This is a genomic window from Streptomyces sp. GD-15H, assembly GCF_045291515.1.
Taxonomy (GTDB): Bacteria; Actinomycetota; Actinomycetes; order Streptomycetales; family Streptomycetaceae; genus Streptomyces.
Genome location: NZ_CP149447.1, coordinates 1,656,287 through 1,682,457 on the forward strand (window position 1 = coordinate 1,656,287; position 26,171 = coordinate 1,682,457).

Sequence of the window (26,171 nt, forward strand, 5' to 3'; positions counted from 1 at the left end):
ACTGGAGGCGAGAAGGCCCCGGCCCTGAACAGCAGGGCCGGGGGCGTTCCTGCCCCAGGCCCACTTCACCCTGAACGAGCAGGACTCCCCACGTTGCGGCCCTGCTCAGCGGCGAGCCCCACGCTGTGTGGGGCGGCCTTGCCACATTCGCCGCCGCCGTGCGCGATGGGAAGGTCCGCATGGTGCGGCAGGCCCCAAGCGCCCCTTCCCGGGGCGGGTTCCGGCGCACCTCGGCGGTGAACAGGCTGCTGCAGACGTGCTGCCGGGCGGGCCCCGGCGGCGCGGAGCTCACCACCGTCGCCGACAGGGCGAGCACCCTTCACCAACTCCGCGTGTGCGGCCGCCTCACCCGATGGAGACGGCCTGCCGGCGTTTCACGGTCTTCACGGGAGGAAAGGGGCGGCGGAGCGGGCCCGCCCCCACATGCCGGGCAGCTGTTCCTTGGGACGCTGCTGCTCACCGTGCAGGGCGTTGAGGATCACCAGGCATCCGGTCAGGGCCGGCACCGCCCACTGTGCGTAGGCCAGTTGCCGCCGGGCCTTGGTGGTGTCGATGGGATGCTGCTCTGCCTTCTCGGCGTCCTGCGGGTCGGGGGAGGAGGCCAGCTCGATCTTCTTGCCCAGAGTGCGGGCGTAGGCGGTGGCGGCCAGGGCCGCGGCGGTGACGACGGTCTTGGCCGTGGTGGAGGCGGCCACGCCCTGCTGCGTGGCGACCCGGTGGGCGTTCACGGCCAGCAGCCCTCCGCCGCCGAACAGGTGCGCGCCGATGGCGGCGGCGTTGACCGGCGTCCACTTCGCCCAGCCCGACGAAGCGATCCGTGCCTTGGTCTCATCGGTTCCGCCTTCGTCCTTGGCCGCGCCGTTCAGACCGACCGCGCCCATCAGTGAGCCGCCGAACCAGGCTGCCAGGCCCAGATCGTGCAGGCTGCGGATCCAGGTGTTGCGTTCGGACACGAGTGTGCTCCTTCGAAAGGGGGTGAGCCGACGGGAACATCGAGTACTCCTCCACCCTCACCGGGCCCTGTTCTCGCCGCCATCACTGCTGACCCGGGCGGGTGCTCCGCTTGCGTAGGGCAGCTCATCAGGGGGAGCCGGTGTCCAGGCGCAGGTCCAGACGGGTCTCTCCGCTGCCGTAGGGGCGAACACCCCAGACGGAGACAGTGAGCATTTTCAGCGTGGCCACCGATCCGGTGACGGCTTGAGGGCCGCAACGTACGAGGCCCCCGCGCCGTGGTGCCGGTGCGAAGGACCGACTGGCGTTCACCGACCGGCTTTTGGCCACCCTCGTGCATCTGCGCCACGGAACCATTCACGACGTCCTGGCCTGCTGGTTCGGCATGGACCGCTCCACCCTCACCCGGGCCATCGGCGAAGGGCGACCCCTGCTCGTCGAGCGCGGACGCACCGTGAGCCCTGGTCTTCGGTTGCGGACTCTGGCCGAGGTCGTCGACCATCTCGGCGCCGGCGGGAAGACCGGGATCATCGCCGCACCGAGATCCGGGCCCGCCACGGTCACGCGGAGCCGGACAGACGTCAGCCCCGTCCAGCGAGCGCCGGACGGGGCTGACTTGAAGAGGTGTGGTTGTGAAGGGCGGTCGCCTACGCGGCGAAAGGCTCTGCAGGGCGTTGTCACGTTGGTGGGGTGTTGATCGGTTGAGAGCGCGTCAGGGGCGAGCGGGGCCCGGGGCACACTGTGGTGGGCGGGGCGGTGGCGCCGGTGATCTGGTCCCAGATCGCGAAGCGGGTGGTCATCCCGGTGCGGTATCCGGGGGCGGTCATCGGGTGGCGGCGGGGCCGGAATCGGGGGGAGATACCGCTGAACGCGGCCGGGGACCGCTGGGCCCCGCCGACGGAACGGAAGTCCTTCCTCGCGCGTTCGCGCCGGCGGGTGGGCCAGTGGCTGTTCTCCGCGCGGTTGTTCAGGCTGTGGGGCTCGTAAAGTCATCGCCGCGGCTCAAGCCGTGTAGCGGTACTCGTGGATGGCCCCGCCGACGACGCGGGTGCGCAGGAGCCCGCGGGGCACGCGATCGTGCCGTACCGCCGGCTGTTCCCGGGCTTCGGATGCTTGTTGGTCTCGTGACCGGTGTGGCCGATGCGTGGTGCAGTGCTCCTGGTACTCGGCGAGGACCCGGTGGGCGTAGGCCTCGTGCACGATGAGGACGTGGCCGGGGAACCCCGCGCCGGATCGTGCCGCTCGCTCGCCGTGGGCGTGCCTGCGCGGCGCCTGTGGCGCGCTGGGCAGCAGGTCCATGGCTTCGGCCGCGAAGACGGCGTCGCAGGAGCCGGTGTACTGGCTGTCGCGGTCGCGGAGCACGAAGCGGAGCGACTCGGCGCGTGCGCCGGGGTCGGCGGTCGGATGGCGGGCCTGCCGGGTCGCCCACCGCGCGGTGGGGTGGGCGGTGATGCCGGTGATGTGGAGTCGGCGGGTGCCGGGTTCGAGGAAGGCCGGCGCGTACAGCCGCCTGCCGGTGATCGTGTCGACGTGGAAGAAGTCCGCCGCGAGGATCCCCTCGGCCCGGGTGGTGAGGAATTCGCGCCGGCCCGGCCGGTGCGGCGTCGGTCGGCGTAGTCCCCCTTCTTGGCGATCAGCCTGCGGTGCCGGGCCGGCAGTGTCCCCGGCGTGACCGGGAAGACACGGCTCCGGCTCCGGCGCGGTGTCGGCGACGACAGCGCGGCCGGCCAGAACCGGTCCGCGGGCTCGTAGCGGACCGGTCCGGCGAGTTGCCGTCGCAGCACCGCGTTCTCGTGCCGCGGCACCAGCAGTTCGGCGTCCTTGGCCGTGTCCCGGCGCGGCAGGACCACAGGCACGGACAGCAGCGCCCGGGTGGCCCGGTACAGCAGCGAGATGGCCCAGCGGTTCTCTCTGCCTTCAGTGGCATCTCCCCCACGTCCGCCCCCGTCGCCACCTGGTGACCGCCGCCGACTACCGCACCGAAATGCGCCACCGCTTCACCGTCTGGAACCAGATCACCAAGGCCGTTGGCCTGTCTGCCACCCCCTGAGCACGAAAGCCCGGGACCCCGCCGCACAACGCCCTGACGCACCCCTGCCCAGCACCTCACCCGACAAGTTGACAACGCCCCTCTTCGGCATCTTGGCAAGAGCCTTCGGTGCTCTGCGCTCCACCTCCGGAGACGGACCGAATCTCTCCGGCTCATCCTCGCGGCCGTACGCCTCACCGTGCCGCCGCTGCTGCTCGCCAGACCCCAGGCCCCGGCCCTGGTGAGCGGTGGCGCGTCTGTGTCGCAGTCTCATGAGAAGACAGCTCCTTGCGCGCGGATACGCGGCTCCGGGCCCCCGGGGCCGGCCGGATACGCCGTCCGGAGTGCGCATCAGCGGGGTGGCGCGGCGCGGCGGACGTGCGGGCGCCCGGGACGGGGGCCGTCGCTCTTCCCGTCCCGGGCGCCTGGAGTGCGGGGGTGGGGTCAGCGGCGGCGCTTGTCGCGATCGTCGGTTTCCTCCTCGGCCTCGATGCGCTCCTTGCGGACCTCGCCGGTGACGGTTTCCTCCTCGGTGACCTCCTCGGTGGTCAGGCGGACCCGCTCCTTGGGCACGGCCCTGGTTTCCACCACGGGCTCCTCCGCGTGGAGGATGACCTCGTGTTCCGCCTCGGCGATGTCCGGGCCGGCCATGGCGTCGCCGCGGTTGGCGTCGGTGATCGGCTCCCGTTCGACGCGGACCTCTTCGTGGCGCACGGGGACGGTCATCTGCTGCTCCTCGGTGACGACGTACTTGCGCAGCCGCACGCGGCCTGCCTCGCGGCGTTCGGTGCCGACGTGCATCTCCTCCTCGGACCGCGTCATCGCATCCTCGGGGGTGGCGGCGGCCTGTCCGGTGCCGGTCTGCGCCTGCTGCCAGGCGGCGTCCCAGCCGATGCCGTAGTGCTCGTACAGGCGGTGTTCCTCCTGCTCGGACAGGTGGCCGCCGGCGTCGACGTCGACGTTGGGCGCGTCCTTGACCTTGTCCTTGGCGTACGGCACCTCGAGGTGGTCCTCGACGACGGAGGCGTCGTGGACGGGGACGAAGGACTCGCTGGTGCCGAACAGGCCGGTCTTCACACTGACCCATTCCGGCTGGCCGGTGACGTCGTCGAGGAACACGTGCCTAGCGTCGCCGATCTTGGTGCCGCTGGTGTCGTAGACCGGGTGGTCCAGCACGGCGGGGATCTGCTCTCGGGTGATCATCTGGGGGTTCTCCTTCGTTGGTATCCGTACATCCCCCACATTGCGAAAAACCGGCATGTGCTCAGCGGCCGGCTCCGCCGTAGGCGCCCTGGGCACCGCGTGCGCTGCGTGAGCGGGCTGTCGCGCTGGCGGCGAGGGCGAGCAGCAGAGCGATCAGACCCGTGATGACGTTGTTGATGACGGTGCGGGTGGTGTCAACGTTGCCTGCCACCACCCAGGGCGCGATGACCGTCCACGCGCCCAGCGCGCATGCGGCCCAGGCCATGCTGTGCGTCCGGTCGTAGGCACGGCCGAAGCCGCCGCTCATCAGCAGCGCATAGCCGATCCCCACGATCAGATTGTTGACGGCCAGCCTCGAGAAACCGCCGCCGTTGAACCCCGCGATCCAGGGGGAGGCCGCGAGGTAGAGGCCCGTGAGCAGCGCCAGTGCCTCGATTGCCTGTGCCCGCGGGGTCGTTGCGGCGCGCTCGGCCAGCGCGTGACGCTGGCGCATCTCGACGATGTCGGGGTGGGTTTCCATGGTCGACGCGGTCGACGCGGTCGATCCGGCTGATCCGGTCGATCCGTAGTTGGGTGACGTCACTGCGATCACTTCCGAAGAGAGCAGCTGGGTGGTGTTCGGCACGCCCGCCGTGGGGCCGGCAGGACCATGCCGTCGGTCCGCCTGATGCGGCGGCGTTCCCTAGGGTCCGGGGCTGCGGGTCTGCCCGCGTGCTTCCTCGGCCGGGGTCTGTATGGACTGGCGGGCCTGGTCGGTGACCTGCCCGGCTTGTTCCTCGGCCTGTTCCTTGGTGGCGCGGGCGGCCTCGGCGGCGGTGTCCTTGACTTCCCCAGCTGCCTGCCGGCCGGCCTGGGGGCGTCCTCCTTCAGCTGCTGCGCGGACTCCACCGCAGCCCGCTTGACCGGCTCGACCGCCGGCCGGCCCGGTCGGCGAGCTCTTGACCTGCTCGGCGGCAGTGCCGACGACCTTACTGGCCGCCTGCCTGGTCTGACCGGCCATGGCCAGCGCCTCCTGCTTCGCCATCTGCCCGGCCTGCTGAACGCGCCCGGCACTCACGGTCGCCATCTCGCTCATTGGACCCCTCCCTCTGATGGCACCCCCGCCGCGGCCGGCTCGCCGAGGCCGAAGACCTGGGTCCGCGCAGGCCTGCGACTCGCCGGCATCCGCACCGCCGGCCATGTGCCGCGGAACCAACATCGGACTCGGTGCCTGTGCATACCCTCCTCGACTAACCGCCATCTCACCGGCAAAACCTTAGAAATCATCCTAAAAGTCATTGAAAGGACAACAGGGTGGGTCATTCGTCCCGGGCTTGCCGCGCCCGCAGAGCCTCACCCGGCGCCTGACCGTGCCGCCGTGCCCGCGCGGCTCGGGCGCTCGCGGAGGTCGCGGCCTCGGGTGGCTGCCGACCGAGCGGGGGCCCGCTGTTCCCGCTCGGCCGGCTGGACGGAACTCCGCTCCCCTCCACGCGGTGGGGCGGCCGGTCAGCGGCGGTTTGCGGCACGGTGCGGCCGGGCGGAGCCTGAAGCTGTAATGCCTGCCCGATACCCCGTACCAAGGTCCCCAGGTCAAGGAGGCGGACCGGATATGAGCAGCATCGCCGACCGCATCACCACGTTGTTCCGGATCAAGGCGAACAAGGCCCTGGACGCGGCCGAGGATCCCCGCGAAGTGCTGGACTACTCCCACACCCAGCAGATGGAACTACTGGGCAAGGTGCGGCGCGGCGTGGCCGATGTGGCCGCCAGCCGCAAGCGCGTGGACCTGCAGATCCATCAACTGCAGCAGTCCGCCGACAAATTGCAGGCGCAGGCCCAGCAGGCGCTGGCCGCAGGGCGCGAGGACCTCGCCCGGGAGGCGCTGACCCGGCGCACGGCCGTCGCCTCCCAGCTCACCGACCTGCAGGCCCAGCAGGCATCGCTGCGGGCGGAAGAGGACAAACTCACCCTTGCCTCCCAACGTCTGCAGGGCAAGGTGGAGGCGTTCCGCACCCGCAAAGAGACCATCAAGGCCACCTACACCGCGGCCCAGGCCCAGACCCGCATCACCGAGGCCGTCACCGGCATCAGCGAGGAGATGGGCGACGTCGGCATGGCCATGCAGCGCGCCCAGGACAGGACCGAACAGATGCAGGCCCGCGCCGGCGCGCTGGACGAACTGATCGCATCCGGCGCATTGGAGGACGCAACCCTCCCCGCCGGACGCGACGACATCCAAGCCGAGCTCGAGGCCCTCACGGCCGGCACCGACGTGGACAGGGAACTGGCCCGGATGAAGGCCCAACTCACCTCATCCGCCGCCCCGCCGGCCGTGGAGAACCGCAGCCAGAACCGGCCGCCCGACCAGTGAAGGAGAGACCATGATCATCCGGATCCTCGGCGAAGGCCAGTACGACATCACCGACGACCACCTCGACGAACTCAACGAGCCGGACTCCGCCCTGCAGTCCGCGGCCGACGCCGGCGACGAGGCGGCCTTCCGCACCGCGCTGAACTCCCTCCTGGGCGCCGTACGCCGACTGGGCACACCGCTGCCGGACGACGCCATCACACCGTCCGATCTCGTACTCCCCGACCAGGACACGAGTCTGCACCAGGTGCAGGCGCTGCTGTCGGACGAGGGCCTCATCCCCGGGTGAGCATCCTGCTGGCCCTCGCCCGCCGACGCATCAACGTCCTATGGGCCATGATCCGTGACGGAGAGTTCTACAAAACGCCACCCTCTGTCACCGCCGCGGCTTGACATCCTGATTGGGAAGCTCCATCCCCAGCTCCTTGCCGTCCCTCTTCAGCTGGGCGTCCTCTCGACGCAGCCGCTCAAGCTCCTCGCTCTCGCCCGTAGGACCGGCCCCGCCTGCCCTGCGAGCCCGCGACACCCAGCCGGCCAGTGTCGTCTCGTTGATCCCCAGGTCCTTCGCGACCTGGGCGACCGGCTTCCTGGTCTCGGTCACGATCCGCACAGCCCCCTCACGGAACTCCGCGTCGATCTTCCGCCTCTTCTCCGCCATGACTCCCGACTTCCCCTGCAGTCAGGGTCTCTACGCTACGAGGGAAGACTCACACGGCGGGTTCGGCGGGCGGGGACGGGAAAACCGACGTCCGCAAGGACGCACGGCGTCCCGTCCCCGACCCAACAGGGACCAGGCGGTGGAGAACGCAGCCCTGCGCAGGAAGGTCCGTGAGCTCGAGGAGGAACACGAGAGCGGCTCACACGTCGGTTATGCGCAGTCCCGCGTGGGCCTTGTAACGGCGGTTCACTGAGATCAGGTTCGCGACCAAGGACTCCACCTGGTGGGCGTTGCGCAACCGTCCCGCGTAGATCCCGCGCATGCCGGGGATGCGGGCGGCCAGCGCCTGCACGACATCGGTGTCCGCGCGGGACTCGCCCAGCACCATCACGTCCGTGTCGATCTCGTTGATTTCCGGGTCCTGCAACAGGACCGCCGACAGGTGGTGGAAGGCCGCTGTGACCCGCGAGTCCGGGAGCAGCATGGCCGCCTGCTCCGCGGCGCTGCCCTCCTCTGGGCGGATCGCGTACGCGCCCTTCTTGTCGAAGCCCAGCGGGTTGACGCAGTCGATCACCAGCTTGCCCGCGAGGTCCTCGCGCAGGGCGTCCAGGGTCTTGGCGTGGCCCTTCCACGGCACGGCGACGATTACGACGTCACTGCGCTGCGCGCACTCGGCATTTTCGGCGCCCTCGATGCCGAGGCCCAGGCCGTCCGCGGCGGCCTGCGCGCGCTCGGCGACGCGCGAGCCGATGATCACCTTCTGGCCGACCCGGGCCAGCCGGTAGGCCAGGCCACGGCCCTGGTCACCGGTGCCGCCGAGCACGCCGACCACCAGGCCGGACACGTCGGGCTGCTCCCGCGGGTTCATTCCCGGGGTCTTCTTCACCTCATCAGTGATTTCCTGGGACGGCGCCGATCGCTCTGCAGGGGTGTTCACCACAACGAAATCTTCCATTCTCGAAAGGACGCCCATCGGTGGCTCGGAGCCGCGGTCATGACGATTGCGGCCCTTCCCGGCTCGTTCGACCATGGCCACGTTGAGACAGGCACATGTTCTGAGAAGGACCCGGCGCAGCATCTGACCGATGGGCGATGCCAGGCAGTGAGGTTCTCTGGATACGGTCAAGCCTTTGCGAGGTGCCACGCCTGACCACACTCATGCTGGCCGGCTGCATCATGTGACTCTGCTCGCTTGCCGACCTTGCGGACTCGGTCAGCCTCTACAGGTGTTGATCTCCTCGGTGAGCTGCGGGACGACCTCGAACAGGTCGCCGACGACGCCGTAGTCGACCAGGTCGAAGATCGGGGCCTCGGCGTCCTTGTTGACCGCCACGATGGTCTTCGAGGTCTGCATGCCGGCCCGGTGCTGGATCGCACCGGAGATGCCGCTGGCGAGGTACAGCTGCGGCGAGACACTCTTGCCGGTCTGGCCCACCTGCTGGGTGTGCGGGTACCAGCCGGCGTCCACCGCGGCCCGTGAGGCGCCCACCGCCGCGCCCAGCGAGTTGGCCAGCGCCTCGATGAGCGCGAAGTTCTCCGCGCCGCCCACCCCTCGGCCGCCGGAGACCACGATCGCCGCCTCGGTCAGCTCCGGCCGCCCGGTGGACTCCCGCGGCGTGCGGCCGGTGATCCTCGTGCCGGTGGCCTGGTCGGAGAACGACACGTTCAGCTGCTCGACGCTGCCCGCAGCCGCAGCCGGCTCCACCGCCGCGCTGTTGGGCTTAACGGTGATGACCGGGATGCCCCGGGTGACCCGGGACTTGGTGGTGTACGAGGCGGCGAACACCGACTGGGTGGCCACCGGGCCGGCCTCGGACGCCTGCAGGTCGACGGCGTCGGTGAGGAGGCCCGTGCCGAGGCGCAGCGCCAGCCGGGCGGCGATCTCCTTGCCCTCGGCGGAGGAGGAGACCAGCACCGCGGCCGGGGAGACGGCCTCGACCGCGGCCTGCAGGGCGTCCACCTGCGGCACCACCAGGTACGCGGCGTACTCCGCCGCGTCGTGGGTCAGCACCCGCGCCGCGCCGTGCTCGGCCAGCACGCCGGCGGTGTTCGCGGCGCCGGCTCCCAGGGCGACGGCGACCGGCTCGCCCAGGCGGCGGGCCAGGGTGAACAGCTCCAGGGTGGGCTTGCGGACGGCGCCGTCCGCGTGGTCGACGTAGACGAGGACTTCAGCCATGGGACTTCTTCTCTCCTGCGTGCAAAAGGATTGCGGGGCGGATCAGCGAACTGCGGGCCTCAGATGAACTTCTGGCTCGCGAGGAACTCGGCGAGCTGCCGGCCGCCCTCGCCCTCGTCGGTGACGATCGTGCCCGCGCTGCGGGCCGGCCGCTCGGTCGCGGAGTCGACCGCGGTGTAGGCGCCGGCCAGGCCGACCTGGTCGGCCTCCAGGTCGAGGTCGGACAGGTCCCAGGAGGTCACCGGCTTCTTCTTGGCCGCCATGATGCCCTTGAACGACGGGTAGCGCGCCTCGCCGGACTGGTCGGTCACCGACACCACCGCCGGCAGCGAGGCCTGCAGCTGTTCGGAGGCGGCGTCGCCGTCGCGGCGGCCGGTGACGGTGCCGTCCTCGACCGCCACCTCGGACAGCAGCGTCACCTGCGGCACGCCGAGGCGCTCCGCGAGCAGCGCCGGCACCACCCCCATGACGCCGTCGGTGGAGGCCATGCCGGAGAGCACCAGGTCGTCGCCGGCCTTCTCGATCGCCTTGGCCAGCACCAGCGAGGTGCCGAGCGCGTCGGTGCCGTGCAGGTCGTCGTCCTCGACGTGGATCGCCTGGTCGGCGCCCATGGACAGCGCCTTGCGCAGCGCGTCCTTGGCGTCCTCCGGGCCCACCGTCAGGACGGTGATCTCCACGTCGTCGTCGGCGTTCTCGGCGATCTGCAGCGCCTGCTCGATGGCGTACTCGTCCAGCTCGGAGAGCAGACCGTCCACGTCGTCGCGGTCGACGGTCAGGTCATCGGCGAAGTGCCGGTCGCCGGTGGCGTCGGGCACGTACTTCACGGTGACAACGATCCTCAGGCTCACGTTCAACTCCTGCTTTCATGCCGCGACGTCATCGGGGGGATCGATGACAACATCGGCCTCGGTGGTGCTGCGTATCTGGTCGGTGGTGCCGTCCGGTGCGAGTTCGCGCAGGACGACGCTTTCGCCGGTGATGTCGAAGACGCCCAGGTCGGTGATGACGCGGTGGGCGCACGCCTTGCCGGTCAGTGGCAGGGTGCACTCGCGCACGATCTTCGGGCTGCCGTCCTTTGCGGTGTGCTTCATCAGGACGATCATGCGTCGGGCGCCGTGGACGAGGTCCATGGCGCCGCCCATGCCCTTGACCATCTTGGCGGGCACGGTCCAGTTGGCCAGGTTCCCGTTGACGGACACCTGCATGGCGCCGAGGATCGCGGTGTCGATGTGCCCGCCGCAGATCATGCCGAACGACAGTGACAAGTCGAAGAAGGAGGCGCCCGCGGCGACCGTGACGGTCTCCTTGTCGGCGTTGATCAAGTCGGGGTCGACCTCGTGGTCGTGAGGGTAGGGGCCCACTCCGAGGATGCCGTTCTCGGAGTGGAGTGCGACGTCGATGCCGGGTGACAGGTGGTTGGGGACCAGGGTGGGCAAGCCGATGCCGAGGTTGATGTAGGAGCCCTGGATGCGGACCAGCGGGCAGCCCTCGCTGCTTTGGCCTGACAGCTGGGCGGCACAACAGGCCAGCCATAGCTGACGTGCGTCTGCGGTCGAGGACGGCCCACTACCACACCCTGGCCACGCTCTCCCCCCGCTCGGACACGTCGGAACTCGGGCGGCCCTGCTCAGACCGCAGGCAGTAGTCAACCGCATCCTGATCGGATCACCGGCCCGATTCCCGAAGATCAGGACGCAGGCGGCACGCGGCCCGGCCGTGCGCCGTCACCGGAAGGCGGGCAGTCCCGTCAGGGCCTGGCCGATGATCAGGGTGTGGACCTCGCTGGTGCCCTCGTAGGTGAGCACCGACTCCAGGTTTCCGGCGTGCCGCATTACCGGGTACTCGAGCGAGATCCCGTTGGCCCCCAGGATCGTCCGGCACTCGCGGGCGATGCGGATTGCCTCGCGGACGTTGTTGAGCTTGCCGAGGCTCACCTGGTCGGGGTGGAGGTCACCGGAGTCCTTCAGGCGCCCCAGGTGCAGGGCGAGCAGCATCCCCTTGCCCAGCTCGAGGGCCATGTCCGCCAGCTTCTGCTGGGTGAGCTGGAAGCCCGCCAGCGGCCTGTCGAACACCTCCCGGTCGATGGCGTACGCGGTGGCCGCCTCCAGGCAGTCACGGGCGGCGCCGAGGGCGCCGAAGACGATGCCGAACCGCGCCTCGTTCAGGCAGCCGAGCGGTGCCCGCAGCCCGATGCCCTCCGGGAGCATCGCGCTGCTCGGGAGGCGGACGGAGTCCAGTACGAGCTCCGAGGTCACGCTCGCCCGCAGTGACAGTTTCTGCTTGATCTCGGGGGCGGAGAACCCGGGTGTCCCGGCGGGCACCACGAAGCCGCGCACGCCCTCCTCGGTCCTGGCCCACACAACGGCGACGTCCGCGATGGACCCGTTGGTGATCCACATCTTGGTGCCGTTCAGCACCCAGTCGCCGCCGTCGCGCCGGGCGGTCGTCCGCATCCCGCCCGGGTTCGAGCCGTGGTCGGGTTCGGTGAGCCCGAAGCAGCCGATCGCCTCGCCCGCCGCCATGCGAGGAAGCCACTCCTCCTTCTGTTCGTCGCTCCCATGGGCTCGGATCGCTTGCATGGCGAGGCTGCCCTGGACCGACACCAGCGATCGGATCCCGGAGTCGGCGGCCTCCAGCTCCAGGCAGGCCAGTCCGTACGCGGTGGCACTGGTTCCCGCACAGCCGTACCCCTCCAGGTGCATACCGAGCACCCCGAGTTTGCCGAGCTCGCGGGCGAGTTCACGGGCCGGCAGCGTGCCCTTGTCGAACCACTCGGCGAGGTGCGGCCGGACGCGGTCGTCGCAGAACCGCCGTACGGTCTCCTGGATGGCGCGCTCCTCCTCGGAGAGCAGGCCGTCCATGCCGAAGAGTTCGAGAGCGGTACGGGACTGGGTGGCGGCGGTCGCCATGGTGACTCCTTGGATTGGGGACAGCACGCCGCTGCTGTGAGCGGCGGTATCGGACGGCGGATCAGGCTGCGGCTGGCTCCGGCCCGAGCCGGGCCCGGCCGCGGTCGAGGACGACCGTCCCGTCACCGCGCCGGGTGCGGAACGTCAGGTCGTCCCCGTCCTGCCAGATCTCGACGGTGAGCGAGTCTCCCGGCAGCACGGGGGCGGAGAAGCGGCCCCCCATCGCCGACAGGGTGCCGGATCCGCTGCCGCCGCGGTGGGCGAGCAGGGCCCGGCAGGTGAAGCCGAACGTGCACATCCCGTGCAGGATGGGGCGTTCGAAGCCCCCGCGCCGGGCGAAGACCGGATCGGAGTGCAGGGGGTTGCGGTCCCCGTTGAGGCGGTACAGCAGCGCCTGCTCCGGACGGACCGTCATCCGCACCTCGCGGTCGGGCCGCTCGCGGGGCGGCGCCCAGGGCGGGGAGGTGCCCCGCTCACCTCCGAAGCCGCCCTCGCCGCGGATGAAGCTGGCCGACCGCGCGGTCATCACCGGCTCACCGGTCACGGCGTCGACCGAGGTGGTCTCGGTCCACACCAGGGCACCGCTGGTCTTGTCGTGGATCGCCGCGACCCGGGCGGTGGTCAGCACCGATCCGGCCGGGGTGAGCGGGCGGTGCAGCTCGATGTGCTGCTCGGCGTGGACGAGCTTGCTGCGGTCGTACTCCCCGATGTCCGGCCGTGGCACCTGCTGCCCGATGACGACAGCGAACGACGGCAGCACCCGCTGTTCGACGCCCTCGCTGTTCTCCGTGGTGAGCGCCAGCTCGGCCAGGGGGTCCTGCCCGGCGCCGACGGACACGGCGTACAGCAGCGAGTCGCGTTCGTCCCAGCCGAGCGGCACGGGCCCGTTCTCCCGTCCGACGGCGTCGAGGTCCAGTGGCATTGCGGTTGCTCCTCGGGTCAGGGCTGCGGCAGGCGGGGGTTGCGGTAGGCCTTGGCGAGCAGCCCGGGCAGGGCCTCGCCCACCTCCTCGGTGGTGAACAGGCGGGAGCGCTCCTCGCTCGGGCCGGGCCGCCAGCCCTCCAGGACGGTGACCGTGCCGCCGGAGACCGCGATGACCTGACCGGTGGTGTCCCCGGCGGCCTCCGAGCCGAGCCAGACGACGAACGGGGCGATGGCCGCCGGGTCGAACGGGTCGTACGCGCCGTCGGGCTCCTCGATCAGCCCTGCGGTCATCCGGGTCCGGGCGCCGGGCGAGACCGCGTTCACCTTGACGCCGTAGCGGTGCAGCTCCATCGCCGTGATCACGGTGAAGGAGGCGATCCCGGCCTTCGCGGCCCCATAGTTGGACTGCCCGACGTTGCCGAACAGCCCTGAGGTGGAGGTGGTGTTGACGATCCGGGCGGAGACTGGGCGGCCCTCCTTGGCGAGGGAGCGCCAGTGGCGGGCGGCGTGGTGGGTGGGGGCGAAGGTGCCCTTCAGATGCACCCGGACGACGTCGTCCCACTCGGCCTCGGTCATGTTCGCCACCGTGCGGTCCCGGACGATCCCGGCGTTGTTGACCAGGGTGTCCAGGCGGCCGAACCGGTCGATGGCCCCCTGCACCAACTGCCGGGCCCCCTCCATGTCGGCCACGTCGTTGTGGTCGGCGACGGCCTCACCGCCGAGGGCGCGGATCTCCTCGACGACCCCGTCGGCGGCGGAGACGGACGCGGCGGAGCCGTCGAGCTGGACGCCGCGGTCGTTGACCACCACCTTGGCGCCCTGCCGGGCGAACTCCAGGGCGTGGAAGCGGCCGATGCCGCCTCCGGCGCCCGTCACGATGACGACCTTTCCGTCGCACATCAGATCAGTCATGGTCAGCCTCTCTCGAAATCCCTGACGGGGGGTCAGGCAGCGGCGGCGGGGGTGCCGAGGACGAGGACTCCGGCGCTCATGAACATGCCGCCGTTGCCGAGGACGACGCTCACCTCGGCGCCGGGCACCTGCGCGGGAGCCTGTCCGCGCAGCTGGCGCACGGACTCCTGGATCGCGAACATGCCGTACATCCCGGTGTGCGTGTAGGCCAGTCCCCCGCCGTTGGTGTTGAGCGGCAGACGGCCGCCGGGCGCGGTGTTGCCCTCCTCGATGAAGGCCGGGGCCTCGCCCCGCCCGACGAAGCCGAGCGCTTCGAGGCCGTAGATCGGCACATGGGCGAAGGCGTCGTAGATCATCAGGTGGTCGACCTCGTCGCGGCCGATCCCGGATTCGGCGAAGGCCCGTTCCCCGGCGACCCGGAACGCCCTCGACTCGGTGAGGTCGTCCATCATCGAGATCATGGCGGACTCGCTCGACTCGCCCGCGCCGAGGATCACCACGGGATCGTGCGGCAGGTCCATCGTCTCGGCCCGCTCCCGTGAGGTCAGCACGACGGCGGCGCCGCCGTCGGTCACCAGGCAGCATTCGAGCAGGTGGATCGGGTAGGACACGAGCCGCGAGGAGAGCACGTCGTCGACGGTGATCGGGTCGCGGAGCTTGGCCCGCGGGTTCCGTGCCGCCCACTGCCGCTGGATCACCGGCACCATGGCCATCTGCTCCGGCGTCATGCCGTACTCGTGCATGTAGCGCAGGATCCCGATCGGGAAGGCCGTGGGGGCGCCCATGATCCCGTAGGGCACCTCGAACTGACCGCGCATCGACTGCGGGGCCGGTGCCCACGGCTGCATCCCGACCCGTGACCGCCCCGACTCCCCGTGGGTGATGAGCACGGTCGTGGCGAGGCCCGCCTCGATGGCGGCGGCGGCGTGCCGGACGTGCAGCATGAACGACGCGCCGCCGACGTGGGTGCCGTCGAGGTACTGCGGTGTGATGCCCAGGTATTCGGCGACCTCCACGGGCGACTCGCCCGCGCAGGCGATGCCGTCGATGTCGTGGATGGTCAGGCCCGCGTCGCGCACTGCGTGGAGTGCCGCCTCCGCGTGGAGCTGCATCGCCGACTGGTCCGGGATCCTGCCCAGCCGGGTGGTCTCCGCGGCGCCGACGATGGCGACCTTTCCCTTGATGGTCACTGCGCGCCTCCCGCGGGGGTGAACACGGGGACGGCGAGGTCCCCGCGCTTGTCGAAGACCACCTCAAGCTCCATGTCGAGGACCAGGTGCTCGGGTGTCTGGGGGATGCCGACGATGTTGCTCATCATCCGCGGTCCCTCCTCCAGTTCCACGACGGCGATCGCGAACGGCGTCTCCTCCTCGAACCCGGGCGCGGGCCTGCTGCTGATCAGATAGGAGTGCAGCCGGGCCCGGCCCGAGCACAGCGTCCACTCGAGGTCGTCCGAGGAGCAGCGCGGGCACCACGAGCGCGGGTAGAAGAACATTTCGCGGCAGGCCCGGCACGTGGGCAGACGCAGCTCGCCGCGGGCGGCGGCGTCGAAGTAGGGCTGGGTGTCGGGGGTGGGCACCGGGACCGGCTTGTCCGCCACGGTCACCACCCCAGTTCCCGGGCCAGCCGCTCGCGCTGCGCCGCGGCGTTGCCGAACAGCAGCTCGGAGGACTTGGCCCGCTTGAAGTACAGGTGCGCGTCGTGCTCCCAGGTGAAGCCGATACCGCCGTGGATCTGGATGTTCTCGGCGGCGACAGCGAAGTAGGCGTCCGAGCAGACGGCCTTGGCCACGGTGGCCGCGACCGTCCGGTCGGCGGTGTCCTCGGCGACGGCGCGGGCCGCGTAGAGGGCGGCGGCGCGGGCCGCCTCCAGCTCCAGCAGCATGTCGGCGGCCTTGAACTTGATGGCCTGGAAGCTGCCGATCGGCACTCCGAACTGCCTGCGGGTCTTGGCGTACTCCACGGCCATCTCCAGTACGCGGGCGGCCCCGCCCACCTGTTCGGCGGCGAGCGCGGCGTACGCGATCTCGGTGATCCGCGCCAGCACCTCGCGGGCCCTGGCCCCGGTCGCGACCGCGTTCCCTCTCGCGTCGGTGAACGTCACCGTGGCCATCGGCCTGGTCTGATCGAGCACCGGCAGCTCGTCGACGGACACTCCGGACTGCCCGGTGTCGACCGCGACCAGGACCTCGTCCTGGCCGCTGCGGGCGAGCACGATCACCAGGCCGGCCGTGGCGCCGTCCAGGACGAAGCACTTGCGGCCCGTGACCCGGAATTCCGGTCCGTCGGCGACCGCGGTCGTGGCGATCATGCCGGCGTGCCAGTCGCCGTCGTCCTCCGCGACCGCGACCGTCGCAGCGATCTCGCCGCTCGCGATCCGGGGCAGCCATGTGCGGCGGGCCTGCTCGTCGTCGCCGAGCAGCAGGGCGTTCGCGGCGAGGACGACGGTGGGCAGATACGGCGAGCAGTGCACGACCCGGCCCATCTCCTCCAGGACCACCGCCTGCTCCATGAAGCCGAATCCGGAGCCGCCGTACTCCTCCGGGACCGCCATGCCGTGCAGCCCCAGCTCCTCGGCCATCGTCTTCCACAGGGTGGTGTCATACGGCTGTGGGGACTCGAGGACCTGGCGCAGCCGCTCGCTGGATGCCTGCTCCGTGAGGAGTTTGCGTACGGATTCCCGAAGTGCCTCGTGTTCGGGGGTGTAACTCAGTGTCACTTGTCTCTCCTCATCACGCCGAGCGGGCCGGCCTGGCCGGAACGATCAGTGCGTCGAGTGCCTCGACCCCTTCGTGGTCGGCACGCACCGGGTTGACCTCGATGGATTCGACCGTGTCGCCCAGTGCGGTGGCCACATCGGTCAGGGCGAGCACGGCGTCGGTGAGCCGGTCGAGGTCGACACCGGGCCGCCCGCGGACATCGCCCAGGAGCGCGGCTCCGCGCAGCTCGCCGAGCATCTCCGTCACGTCGTCCCGGGTGACGGGCAGTGGGCGCAGCGCGACGTCCCGCAGTACCTCGACCAGGACGCCGCCGAGGCCGATGAGCAGGACCGGTCCCCAGACGGGGTCGCGGTTGACGCCCACGATGAGTTCGACCCCGCCGGTGCGCATCGGGGAGACCAGCACCCCGTCGAGCCGCGCCTCGGGCAGGGCGGCCCGCACCTTCGCCGTGATCGAGTCGTAGGCGGCGGCGACCGCCTCGTCGCCGCGCACATCGAGGACCACACCGCCGACGTCGGACTTGTGGGGCACGTCGGGTGAGCAGATCTTCAGCGCGACGGGCCCGCCGAACGAGGCGGCGGCGGCCACGGCGTCCCGCGCCGAGGCGGCCAGGGTCTGCGGGACGGCCGGGAACCCGGCGCCGGACAGCAGCCGCAGCGCCTCGTACTCGGACAGAAGCTGCCCGGGGCGGTGGTCGAGCGTGATCGGCGGCCGGCTGCCGCGTACCGCGCGGGTCAGGTGCTCGCGCCGGGCGGTCCAGTCGACGGCGTGCGCCAGCGCGGTCAGCCCGAGGCCGATTCCGGGGAGTCTGGTCAGGCCGCCGTCGGCGAGGATGTCCCGGGCCAGGTCGGAGACCGGGGCGGCGACCTCGTCGATCATCAGCACGGGCAGCTCGGTGGAGTGGGCCGCCTCGGCGATCGCGGTGAAGTGCCGTCGCACCGCGGCTGAGTCGGGTGCGCTGTCGGGCGGCAGGACGAAGGCCTGGAAGAGCACGGTGCCAATCCCGCCCGGGGAGGACAGGACGGCCTTCAGCGCGCGCACCGGCAGGAGCGGGTCGACGGTCGCGAACCCGGTGACGTCCAGCGGGTTCTGCGCGTGGGAGATACCGGGGAGCACCTCGGCCAGCGCCGCCGTGCTCCCGTGCGACAGCTCGGGCACCTCCAGGCCGGTCTCGTCGGCCTTCTCGGCGATGAGTTCGCACGCCCCGCCGGAGGCGCCCACGACGGCGATCCTGTTGTTGCCCGGGCGGCAGCCCCTTGCCAGCAGGTCGGTGGTGGCGACGAGTTCTTCGAGGGAGGTCACCTCCACGACGCCGAGGGAGCGCAGCACGGCGGAGGAGACGGCGGCGTCCCCGGCGAGCGCGCCGGTGTGCGCCCGGGCGGCGCGCTGGGCGACGTCGCTGCGTCCGACCGTCAGCGCCACGATCGGCTTGTTGAGTTCGCCGGCCCGCCGGGCGAGCCGGCGGAACACGGCGGTGTCCCGGACGGTTTCGAGGAAGAGACCGACGGCATGGGTGCGGTCGTCCTCAATCAGGTCGGCGGCCAGCTCGGCGGCGGTGAGAGCGGCCTCGTTGCCGGTGCAGGCGACCAGGCCCACCCCGGCCCCCCAGGACCGCGCCAGCCCGAGGAGGGGTTTGACCAGGCCGCCCGACTGGAGCACGAAGGACGCCGGTCCGGGCGCCGGGAGTTCCGGCAGGGCGAGGCCGAACGGGACGATCCGGTCGTGGAGGTTCACCAGCCCGTTGCCGTTGGGCCCCAGCAGTGCCAGCCCGCCCTCCCGGGCGGCTTCGACGGCCGCGGCCTGGTGTGCCCTTCCGTCCTCGGTCTCCCCGAAGCCCGCGGTGAGCACGACCGCGGCCCGGGCGCCGCACCGGCTCGCCTCGCGCAGGATGCCCGGGACCGTCTCGCGCGGGGTCATCACATAGACCAGGTCGACCGGGGCACCGATCTCCTCGAGGGAGGTGTACGCGGTGGCGCCGTGCACGGTGCCGCCCTTGGGGGTGACGCAGTACACCGCCACCTGGGGCGAGTACCGGCGCAGGTTGTCGTAGGTCTGCCTCGACCAGCCCGACCGGTCCGTCGCGCCGACCAGGGCGACCGACGCCGGGCGCAGCAGCGCGGACAGGCCCGCCCGGGCGTCGTCGCGGGCGGGTGCCGCCTCGGCGGTGGGAGCGGCAGAAGGGGTCATCGGGTGGCTCCGGCGGTCGTCTCGCGGGGCAGGCCGAGCACCCGCTCCGCGATGATCCGGCGCTGCACCTCGCTGCTCCCCGCGAAGATCGTTTCCGCTCGGCTGGCCAGGAACGCCTTCTGCCAGCGGTCGACCGGGTAGCCGTCGCCCTCGGGCCGGACCAGGGCGTGCATGCCCTGCAGGTCCATGGCTATCTCGCCGAGCCGCCGGTGGTACTCGCTCCAGACCAGCTTGGTCAGCGATGCCTCGGGCCCCAGCTCCTGTCCGTCCTGGAGCGTGGCGAGCACCCGCTGCCCGGTCGCCTTCATCACGTGGACCCGGCAGAACGCCGAGGCGAGTTGCTGCCTGACCACGGGATCGGCCAGCCGGCCGAGCTCTCGCGCCCGTTCCACCAGCGCGGTCAACTCCTGCTCGTATTGCAGGTGCTGGGTGGCCGCGACGGCGCCGCGCTCGCTGCCGAGCGTGGTCATGGCGGCCTTCCAGCCTCCGCCGAGACCGCCGATGACATCGGACAGCGGCGCCCTCGCCCCGTCGATGTACTCCTGGCAGAAGGCGTTGTCCCCGGCCATGGTGACGATCTCGCTGATGGTGATGCCGTTGTCGCGCATCGGCACGACGACGAAGGAGATGCCCTTGTGCTTGGGGGCGTCCGGGTCGGTCCGGCACAGCAGAAACATCTTGTTGGCCAGGTGGGCCCGCGAGGTCCAGATCTTCTGGCCGGTGATCACGACCTCGTCGCCCTCGATCACTCCCCGGGTGGTCAGGGAGGCGAGGTCGGAGCCGGCGTCCGGCTCCGAGAAGCCCTGGCAGTAGCGGTCCTCGCCGCGGATGATCGCGGGCAGCAGGCGGGCCTTCTGCTCCTCGGTCCCGTGGACGACGATGGCGGGCCCGGCCAGGCGCTCGCCCATGCCGCGGGTCAGGCGCGGCATTCCGACGGCTGCCAGTTCTTCGGCGAGCACGGCCATGGAGAGTTCGTCGAAGTCCCGGCCGCCGTACTCCGCGGGCCAGTGCGGGCAGACCAGCCGGGCCTCCAAGGATGCGCGTTCATAGGCGAGGTAGGCCTCGTACTTGGGGCTATCGGGGTTGCCCCAGCACTCGTGCTCGACCTCCAGTTCGCTCATTCCGACGAGCGTCGGCTGGCGGTGGACGCTCACCCACTCACGGATCTCCGCACGCAGCTCTTCCAATGATCGCGCAGCTTGATGCACGACGGGACCTCCTGATCGATTCGGGTGAGGTCGTGCCGACAACGGGCGCATTGAGCATCCACTGGGCTGCTCGTCGGCTCTTGTGATCGCCCCCGGTACAAATACCAAACAGTTGGTATGTTGCCAAGGGCGACCGCCGGATCGCACCGTACCCCCGACCCCCAGGGAGACACCTCATGAACAGCCAGCAAGCCCTCCGCCCGGCCTACCTCGTGGACGGCCTGCGCACCCCCATCGGACGCTACGGGGGAGCGCTGGCCGCGGTCCGACCGGACGACCTGGCCGCGCATGTCATACGCGAGCTCGTCACCCGCCACGACTGGCTCGACCCCGGCGCGGTGGAGGAGGTGGTTCTCGGTTGCGCCAACCAGGCGGGCGAGGACAACCGCAACGTTGCCCGGATGGCGGCCCTGCTGGCCGGCCTGCCCGTGACGACCCCCGGCACGACCGTCAACCGGCTGTGCGGTTCCGGGCTCGACGCGGTGGCCGCCGCGGGCCGGATGGTGGCCACCGGGGAGGCGGATCTCGTCGTCGCGGGCGGTGTCGAGTCGATGAGCCGGGCCCCCTTCGTGATCCCGAAGTCGGCCTCCCCCTACCAGCGCGACCTGGGCATCCACGACACGACGATCGGCTGGCGGCTGGTCAATCCGGCCATGGCCGACGCCTACGGCACGGACTCGATGCCGGAGACCGCCGAGAACGTCGCCGAGCTGCACGAGATCTCCCGGGAGGACCAGGACGCGTTCGCCCTGCGCTCCCAGTGGCGGGCCGCAGCCGCAATCGAGCGCGGGCGGTTGGCCCGCGAGATCGGCCCGGTGACCGTGGCGGGCAGACGTGAGAGCGTGGTCGTGGCCGCCGACGAGCACCCGCGGGCCACCACCGCGGAGGCCTTGGCGCGGCTGCCCACCCCGTTCCGCCGGGGCGGGACGGTGACCGCGGGCAATGCCAGCGGTGTCAACGACGGCGCCGCCGCAGTGCTGGTGGCGAGCGCCCGGACCGTGGAGCGCCACGGCCTGGCCCCGCTGGCGCGGATCGTCTCCACGGCGACCGTCGGGGTCGAGCCCCGGCTGATGGGCCTCGGTCCTGTGCCCGCCGTGCGCAGGCTCCTGTCGCACAACGGCCTGTCGGTCGGCGATGTCGACCTGGTCGAGCTGAACGAAGCGTTCGCGGCCCAGTCCCTCGCGTGCCTGCGCGAACTCGGGCTGCCGGACGACGCCGAGCACGTCAATCCCAACGGCGGGGCGATCGCCTTGGGCCACCCCCTCGGGATGAGCGGGGCCCGCCTCGCTCTCACCGCCGCCCTGGAGCTGTCCGACCGGGCAGCACGGCGGGCGGTCGTGACCATGTGCGTGGGGGTCGGACAGGGCATCGCCACCCTGCTGGAACGCCCGTGAGTGCGGCCGGTTCCGGCCACCGGTCCGGTGGCCGGAACCGGCGGAGGGGGCGTCTCGGCCCGAGGTGCTTCTTGACGGGCCTCGATCTGCACAATATACCTACCAGTTGGAATGTAATTGCCCCGACGACGACCCGGTGACCAGGAGGAGCGCGGATGAGTGCGGACAGGGACACCAGCTCGGGCAGCCGCGCGGGCGGCGCACCACGGGAGCACCCCCGGCCGCGGCGCCGCCCCGCGACCTCGGCGGCTTCTTTACCCCGCGGCGGGTGGCCCTGATCGGCGCGAGCGAGTCCTCCGGATGGACCGGGATGGTCCTCGCGGGCACGGAGTTGTCTGAGGGGCTCGACGAGGTCCACCTGGTCAATCCGCGCCGCGCCACAGTGCACGGAAGACGCACGATTCCCTCCCCGGAGGCGCTGGACGGGCCGGTCGACCTGGCGTTCGTCATGACCGGCCCGGACCGGGTGGCCGACACGGTCGAACAGTCGCTGGCCGCGGGTATCAGGGACTTCGTCGTGCTCTCGGCCGGGCTCGGCGAGAGCGGCCCGCAGGGCCGCGCACGGCAGCGCCGCCTCGCCGAGCTGTGCGCGGCCAGGTCGGCCCGCCTGCTCGGCCCGAATGTGAGCGGCTTTGTGAACCTGGCGGGCGGTGTCCGCCTGTTCGGCCTGCCGGTCCCCGACGGGCTGCCCGCCGGCCGCATCGGCGTGGTCATGCAGTCCGGCGGCCTGGCCACCCACGTGCTCAGCCTGGCCCGGAACTGGGGAACGGGCATCAGCCTGCTGGTCACCACCGGGAACGAGGCGGTGATCACCGCGACCGACGCTCTCGACCACCTTGTCGAGGACGAGAACACCGACGTCATTGCACTGTTCCTGGAGTCGGTGCGCGACCCCGATGCGTTCCGGCGGGCGGCGCTCAAGGCGGCCGAGCGCGGAAAGCCGGTCGTCGCCCTGCACGCGGGCAGCTCCTCACTCGGGCGGGAGGCGGCGTTCTCCCACACCGGTGCCCTGGTCGGCGACCACGCCCGGACGCTGTCCGAACTGGAGGACCTCGCCGTCGTTCCGGTGAACTCACTGGAGGACCTGATGGCGACGGCGGCCCTGCTCGGCCACCGCCCCCGGGGTCTGCGCGGTCGCCGCCTCGCCGTCGTCGCCGCGTCCGGCGGAGCATGCGAGCTGATCGCCGACGCCGCCGAACCGCTGGGGTTCACCCTGCCCCCCTTCACCGGTCCCTTGGCGCGGTCTCTGACCGAGGAGATGCCGTCCATGACCGAGGTACGCAACCCCCTGGATGTGACGGGCTTTGTCGTGAAGGCGGCCGACCTGCCGTTCTCCGCGACCCGGCTCGTAGCCGAGCACGGCGCGGACGACTACGACGCGCTGATCCTGCAGTCGGTGGTGCTGCCGACCGCGCCGGGACCGGACGAGGACGCGGTACGGGCCCGGTTCAAGCGGCTTGCGGACACGGTGGCCGACAGCCCGGTGCCGGTGGTGCTCCAGACCGGCGCGGTCTTCGCGCTCAGCCCGTTCGCCCTGGAGCTGGTCCGCGAGCACGACCTGACCGTCATGCCCGGGATCGCGGCCGGGATGACCGCGCTCGACCGGGCCGCCCGGTACGCGGAGCTGCGGCCCCGGGCACTGCGCGACCGGGGCCGCAACGCTCTCCCGGCCACCCCCGAGCCCGGCGGCGCCCCGGGAGCGGCCTCCCTCACCGTCCTGCTGGAGCGGTGCGGGGTGCCGGTACCGCCCGGTCGCACGGCGCGGACCGCCGACGAGGCGGTGGCCGCGGCGGTCGAACTGGGCTTCCCGGTGGTGCTCAAGGTAAACAGCCAGGACATCCCCCACAAGTCCGACGTCGGCGGGGTGGTGCTCGACCTGCGCGACGCCGCCGCTGTGCGCTGCGCGTTCGACAGGATGCTGGCCGAGATCGCGCGCCGCCTGCCTACCGCCCGGCTGGACGGCGTGCTGGTCGTACCCATGCGTCCAGCGGGGGTGGAGTTGCTCGTCGGCGTGGTCAACGATCCGGCATGGGGCCCGTTCCTGACCGTGGGCTCGGGGGGTGTCCTCGCGGAGCTGTTTGAGGATGTCGTGGCCAGGCCGCTGCCGGTGCCAGAGAAGGACATCCCGGCAATGCTGTCCGAACTGCGGATCTGGCCGCTGCTGACCGGCTACCGCGGCTCCGCGCCCGCCGACCTGGCCGCCGTGGCGGCGGCGGTCCACGGGGTGCAGCGGCTCGCGGCCGAACTCGGCCCGGACCTGCGCGCGGTCGAGATCAACCCGCTGTGGGTGCGTGGGGCGAAGGTGGAGGCGCTGGACCTGCTGGTCGACCTGGCCCCGCGGCCCGGTCAGCGGCCGGAGGCCGGCCTGGCCGGAGGTGCGCCCTCGGACGCGCCGAGCCGGGACGAGGGAGACGGCCTGTGACGACGGAAAAGACCGCGACGGGCACGACCGCGGCCGGAACGGCCACGGCGGCAAAGTCCACGACAGCATTGCCCATCACCGATTTCGAGACAGTGCTGACCACCACCCGGGCGGTGCGCCGCAGGCTCGACTTCGACCGCCCGGTGCCGCGGGAGACCGTCCTCGACTGCCTGCGGATCGCGCTTCAGGCGCCGACGGGCGGGGACGCGGAGGATTGGCGCTTCATCCTGGTGGGGGACCCCGAGGTCCGCCGCCGGATCGGCGAGGAGTACCGGCGCCTGTTCGACCTGAACATCAGGCCTCGCATGGGGAAGATCCTTGACGGGGGGACCATGCGGACTGAGCCCCCGAAGCAGCCGCTGGAGGAGGAGACGCGCCACCGCAAGGCGCGGGTCTACTCTGGCGCCGCCTACCTCGCTGAGAACATCGGCCGGGCGCCGTGGCTGGTGCTCGCCTGCGCCACCCGCCCGAACCCGAGCCCGAACATCGCCGCCGCGGTGTACGGCTCGGTCTTTCCCGCCGTCTGGTCGTTCCAACTGGCCCTGCGCTCCCGGGGGCTCGGCTCGATCATCACCACCCTGCATCTGCGGGATCCGGAGACGGTGACCCGGCTCCTCGGGATCCCGGAGGGGGTGACCCAGTGCGCTCTGCTGCCCGTCGCCTACACCGTGGGGACCGACTTCCGGGCCGCGCCGCGCAGGGCGGTGGAGGAGGTCGTCTTCCTCGACGGGTGGGACCGGCCCCTGGTTGGGGACTGACCGCGATGCGGAGCACGCGGACGGTGGAGCCGGGCGGTGCGGGAGCGCCGGAGGGGGAGGCGGCGCAGCGGGCGCGGGGCGGTGCAGGAGCACCGCCCCGCCCGCCGCGGCGGCGGGGGCGCGGTGACGATCGAACGCCGCTCCCCGTTCGCGGCACTCAGCGTGGTGGGGTACCGCTGGTTCGCCTTCGCGCAGGCACTGGGGAACGGTGCGATGTGGATGCATCGCACCGCCCACGTGTGGCTCGTCATCGAGCTCTCCGGCAGGGACGGCGTGGCGGTCGGGGTGGTGACCGGCCTGCAGTACATCCCCATGATCGTTCTCGGGCTCAGTGGCGGCGCGCTCGGCGACCGGTTCGACAAGCGCCGGATGATGCTGCTGACGCAGGGGGTCGTCGTGGTGGCCAGCCTCGTGTTGGCGGCGCTGGTCGCGCGCGACGCCGTGACCCTGCCGATCGCCTACGTCTTCGCCGTGCTGCTGGGCATCCCCGGGGCGCTGGACGCTCCCGTGCGGCTGTCGTACCCCAGGCAGCTTGTGCCGACGGAGCTGCTCGCTGCGGCGGTGGGGATCAACGGCGCCGTCTTCCAGCTCGCCCGGATCGCTGGGCCCGCCCTGGCCGGCGGCGTCATCGCGTTCTCCACCACCACCCTGGCGTTCGCTCTCGTCGCGGCGCTCGGTCTGGTCGCCTGCGGGGCGCTGTGGAGGGCTCACCCGTTCCCGGGCTCCCAGGCGCCCCGCGAGGCGCGGCCGGGCGGTGCCCGTTGGCGGAGTACGGAACTGCGCACCTCCGCGTATCTCGTGCCGCTGCTGGGCGGGCTGCTGCTGGGTGTCGGCATGACTCATCTTCAGCTTGCGCTTCCCCTGCTCGTGGACCCGACCGAGGGCGGTGCGGCGGGGACCTTCGGCACCCTGACGGCGATGATCGGACTCGGCGGGGTCGTGGGCGCGGGGCTCGCGGCGTCATTCACCGAGGTGACCAACCGGACGCTGCTGCTGCTGTCGTCGGCCTTCGCCGTGGTGACGGTCGTGGTCTCCACGCTCCCTCAGGGAATCGCGTTGGCTGCCGGGTTGTTTGTCGCGGGCACGACGATGCAGCTCTACGGCACCTCGGCCATCTCGGCGCTGCAGTTGCGCTCCCCGGCGGATGTCCAAGGGCGGCTGATGGCCGTGTACGTGGTGGTCTTCTTCGTCTGGGCCCCGGTGGGCGCTCCGGTCTTCGGCTGGTTCACCAATCTGGTGGGGGTACGCCAGGCGCTCGGCGGCTCGGGACTGCTCTGCCTCGTCGTCGCCGTGGTGGCGCTGGCCCTGCGCGGCGGGCGGACCGCCGCCCTGCCGGAACGGTGACCGCCCCGGGTTCCCTCTGGCAGAGGG

25 protein-coding genes and 1 pseudogene are annotated in these 26,171 nt (G+C 71.5%); 7 read left to right on the forward strand and 19 right to left on the reverse strand.

What is annotated here, in order from left to right; all coding sequences use genetic code 11:
* Positions 1-383: 383 nt before the first annotated feature.
* Entirely contained in the window at positions 384-953 is a 570-nt protein-coding gene (locus tag WJ438_RS08065; protein WP_406724595.1) for a hypothetical protein, read from the reverse strand.
* A 332-nt stretch (positions 954-1,285) separates the two neighbouring features.
* Here WJ438_RS08065 and WJ438_RS08070 point away from each other — a divergent pair, with 332 nt between their 5' ends.
* A complete protein-coding gene (locus tag WJ438_RS08070) occupies positions 1,286-1,648 on the forward strand; it encodes a transposase family protein (protein ID WP_406729625.1) in 363 nt (120 codons plus the stop codon).
* Between the two features lie 183 nt (positions 1,649-1,831).
* On the opposite strand, the pseudogene WJ438_RS08075 reads toward WJ438_RS08070, so the two are convergent.
* The 5 genes and pseudogenes from WJ438_RS08075 to WJ438_RS08095 form a co-directional block, all read right to left on the reverse strand.
* A pseudogene (locus WJ438_RS08075) lies at positions 1,832-1,922 on the reverse strand (IS6 family transposase); the annotation flags it as partial.
* Between the two features lie 31 nt (positions 1,923-1,953).
* Complete coding sequence (locus tag WJ438_RS08080) at positions 1,954-2,313, reverse strand: transposase (protein ID WP_406724596.1); 360 nt, start codon at positions 2,311-2,313, stop codon at positions 1,954-1,956.
* Positions 2,314-3,424: 1,111 nt separating this feature from the next.
* Positions 3,425-4,183 carry a DUF2382 domain-containing protein gene (locus WJ438_RS08085; protein ID WP_406724597.1) on the reverse strand — a complete coding sequence of 253 codons (759 nt, stop codon included), beginning with the start codon at positions 4,181-4,183 and terminating at the stop codon, positions 3,425-3,427.
* 61 nt (positions 4,184-4,244) lie between these two features.
* Positions 4,245-4,703, reverse strand: a complete 459-nt coding sequence (locus tag WJ438_RS08090) for an SPW repeat protein (protein ID WP_406729626.1) — start codon at positions 4,701-4,703, stop codon at positions 4,245-4,247.
* 162 nt (positions 4,704-4,865) lie between these two features.
* A complete protein-coding gene (locus tag WJ438_RS08095) occupies positions 4,866-5,258 on the reverse strand; it encodes a hypothetical protein (protein WP_406724598.1) in 393 nt (130 codons plus the stop codon).
* Positions 5,259-5,771: 513 nt separating this feature from the next.
* Here WJ438_RS08095 and WJ438_RS08100 point away from each other — a divergent pair.
* Entirely contained in the window at positions 5,772-6,533 is a 762-nt protein-coding gene (locus WJ438_RS08100) for a PspA/IM30 family protein (RefSeq protein WP_406724599.1), read from the forward strand.
* Positions 6,534-6,543: 10 nt separating this feature from the next.
* The gene (gene pspAA / locus WJ438_RS08105; protein WP_406724600.1) at positions 6,544-6,822 is read left to right on the forward strand and encodes a PspA-associated protein PspAA; all 279 of its coding nucleotides are present in this window, start codon (positions 6,544-6,546) and stop codon (positions 6,820-6,822) included.
* A gap of 87 nt (positions 6,823-6,909) precedes the next feature.
* Here the strand turns inward: pspAA and WJ438_RS08110 are convergent, their stop codons facing one another.
* The 13 genes from WJ438_RS08110 to WJ438_RS08170 all read right to left on the reverse strand — a co-directional run bounded on the left by WJ438_RS08110 (position 6,910) and on the right by WJ438_RS08170 (position 20,139).
* Complete coding sequence (locus tag WJ438_RS08110; RefSeq protein WP_406724601.1) at positions 6,910-7,191, reverse strand: transposase; 282 nt, start codon at positions 7,189-7,191, stop codon at positions 6,910-6,912.
* A gap of 199 nt (positions 7,192-7,390) precedes the next feature.
* Entirely contained in the window at positions 7,391-8,059 is a 669-nt protein-coding gene (gene npdG, locus WJ438_RS08115) for an NADPH-dependent F420 reductase (RefSeq protein WP_406729627.1), read from the reverse strand.
* A gap of 345 nt (positions 8,060-8,404) precedes the next feature.
* Entirely contained in the window at positions 8,405-9,367 is a 963-nt protein-coding gene (locus WJ438_RS08120) for an electron transfer flavoprotein subunit alpha/FixB family protein (protein WP_406724602.1), read from the reverse strand.
* Positions 9,368-9,426: 59 nt separating this feature from the next.
* Positions 9,427-10,215 carry an electron transfer flavoprotein subunit beta/FixA family protein gene (locus tag WJ438_RS08125; RefSeq protein WP_406724603.1) on the reverse strand — a complete coding sequence of 263 codons (789 nt, stop codon included), beginning with the start codon at positions 10,213-10,215 and terminating at the stop codon, positions 9,427-9,429.
* A 15-nt stretch (positions 10,216-10,230) separates the two neighbouring features.
* Positions 10,231-10,803 carry a 3-oxoacid CoA-transferase subunit B gene (locus WJ438_RS08130; protein WP_406724604.1) on the reverse strand — a complete coding sequence of 191 codons (573 nt, stop codon included), beginning with the start codon at positions 10,801-10,803 and terminating at the stop codon, positions 10,231-10,233.
* A 288-nt stretch (positions 10,804-11,091) separates the two neighbouring features.
* Positions 11,092-12,276: an acyl-CoA dehydrogenase family protein gene (locus WJ438_RS08135; RefSeq protein WP_406724605.1), complete on the reverse strand. Its 1,185-nt coding sequence runs from the start codon at positions 12,274-12,276 to the stop codon at positions 11,092-11,094.
* A 61-nt stretch (positions 12,277-12,337) separates the two neighbouring features.
* Positions 12,338-13,198, reverse strand: coding sequence for a MaoC/PaaZ C-terminal domain-containing protein (locus WJ438_RS08140; protein WP_406724606.1), 861 nt, complete (start codon positions 13,196-13,198; stop codon positions 12,338-12,340).
* 17 nt (positions 13,199-13,215) lie between these two features.
* A complete protein-coding gene (locus WJ438_RS08145) occupies positions 13,216-14,112 on the reverse strand; it encodes an SDR family oxidoreductase (protein WP_406724607.1) in 897 nt (298 codons plus the stop codon).
* Between the two features lie 32 nt (positions 14,113-14,144).
* A complete protein-coding gene (locus WJ438_RS08150) occupies positions 14,145-15,302 on the reverse strand; it encodes a thiolase C-terminal domain-containing protein (RefSeq protein ID WP_406724608.1) in 1,158 nt (385 codons plus the stop codon).
* Positions 15,299-15,712 carry a Zn-ribbon domain-containing OB-fold protein gene (locus tag WJ438_RS08155; protein WP_406724609.1) on the reverse strand — a complete coding sequence of 138 codons (414 nt, stop codon included), beginning with the start codon at positions 15,710-15,712 and terminating at the stop codon, positions 15,299-15,301. Before WJ438_RS08155 ends, WJ438_RS08150 begins: the two co-directional genes overlap by 4 nt.
* Positions 15,713-15,714: 2 nt before the next feature.
* Entirely contained in the window at positions 15,715-16,830 is a 1,116-nt protein-coding gene (locus tag WJ438_RS08160; protein ID WP_406724610.1) for an acyl-CoA dehydrogenase family protein, read from the reverse strand.
* Positions 16,831-16,843: 13 nt separating this feature from the next.
* Positions 16,844-19,018, reverse strand: a complete 2,175-nt coding sequence (locus WJ438_RS08165; protein WP_406724611.1) for an acetate--CoA ligase family protein — start codon at positions 19,016-19,018, stop codon at positions 16,844-16,846.
* A complete protein-coding gene (locus tag WJ438_RS08170) occupies positions 19,015-20,139 on the reverse strand; it encodes an acyl-CoA dehydrogenase family protein (RefSeq protein ID WP_406724612.1) in 1,125 nt (374 codons plus the stop codon). The genes WJ438_RS08165 and WJ438_RS08170 overlap by 4 nt, the downstream gene beginning before the upstream one ends.
* A gap of 263 nt (positions 20,140-20,402) precedes the next feature.
* On the opposite strand from WJ438_RS08170, the gene pcaF reads away from it, so the two are divergent.
* The 4 genes from pcaF (at position 20,403) to WJ438_RS08190 (ending at position 26,144) form a co-directional block, all read left to right on the forward strand.
* On the forward strand, positions 20,403-21,620 hold the full coding sequence (pcaF, locus tag WJ438_RS08175) for a 3-oxoadipyl-CoA thiolase (protein ID WP_406724613.1): 1,218 nt from the start codon (positions 20,403-20,405) through the stop codon (positions 21,618-21,620).
* 268 nt (positions 21,621-21,888) lie between these two features.
* Complete coding sequence (locus WJ438_RS08180) at positions 21,889-24,042, forward strand: acetate--CoA ligase family protein (RefSeq protein ID WP_406724614.1); 2,154 nt, start codon at positions 21,889-21,891, stop codon at positions 24,040-24,042.
* Complete coding sequence (locus tag WJ438_RS08185; RefSeq protein WP_406724615.1) at positions 24,039-24,800, forward strand: nitroreductase family protein; 762 nt, start codon at positions 24,039-24,041, stop codon at positions 24,798-24,800. Before WJ438_RS08180 ends, WJ438_RS08185 begins: the two co-directional genes overlap by 4 nt.
* An 81-nt stretch (positions 24,801-24,881) precedes the next feature.
* Entirely contained in the window at positions 24,882-26,144 is a 1,263-nt protein-coding gene (locus tag WJ438_RS08190) for an MFS transporter (RefSeq protein WP_406724616.1), read from the forward strand.
* Positions 26,145-26,171 lie beyond the last annotated feature (27 nt).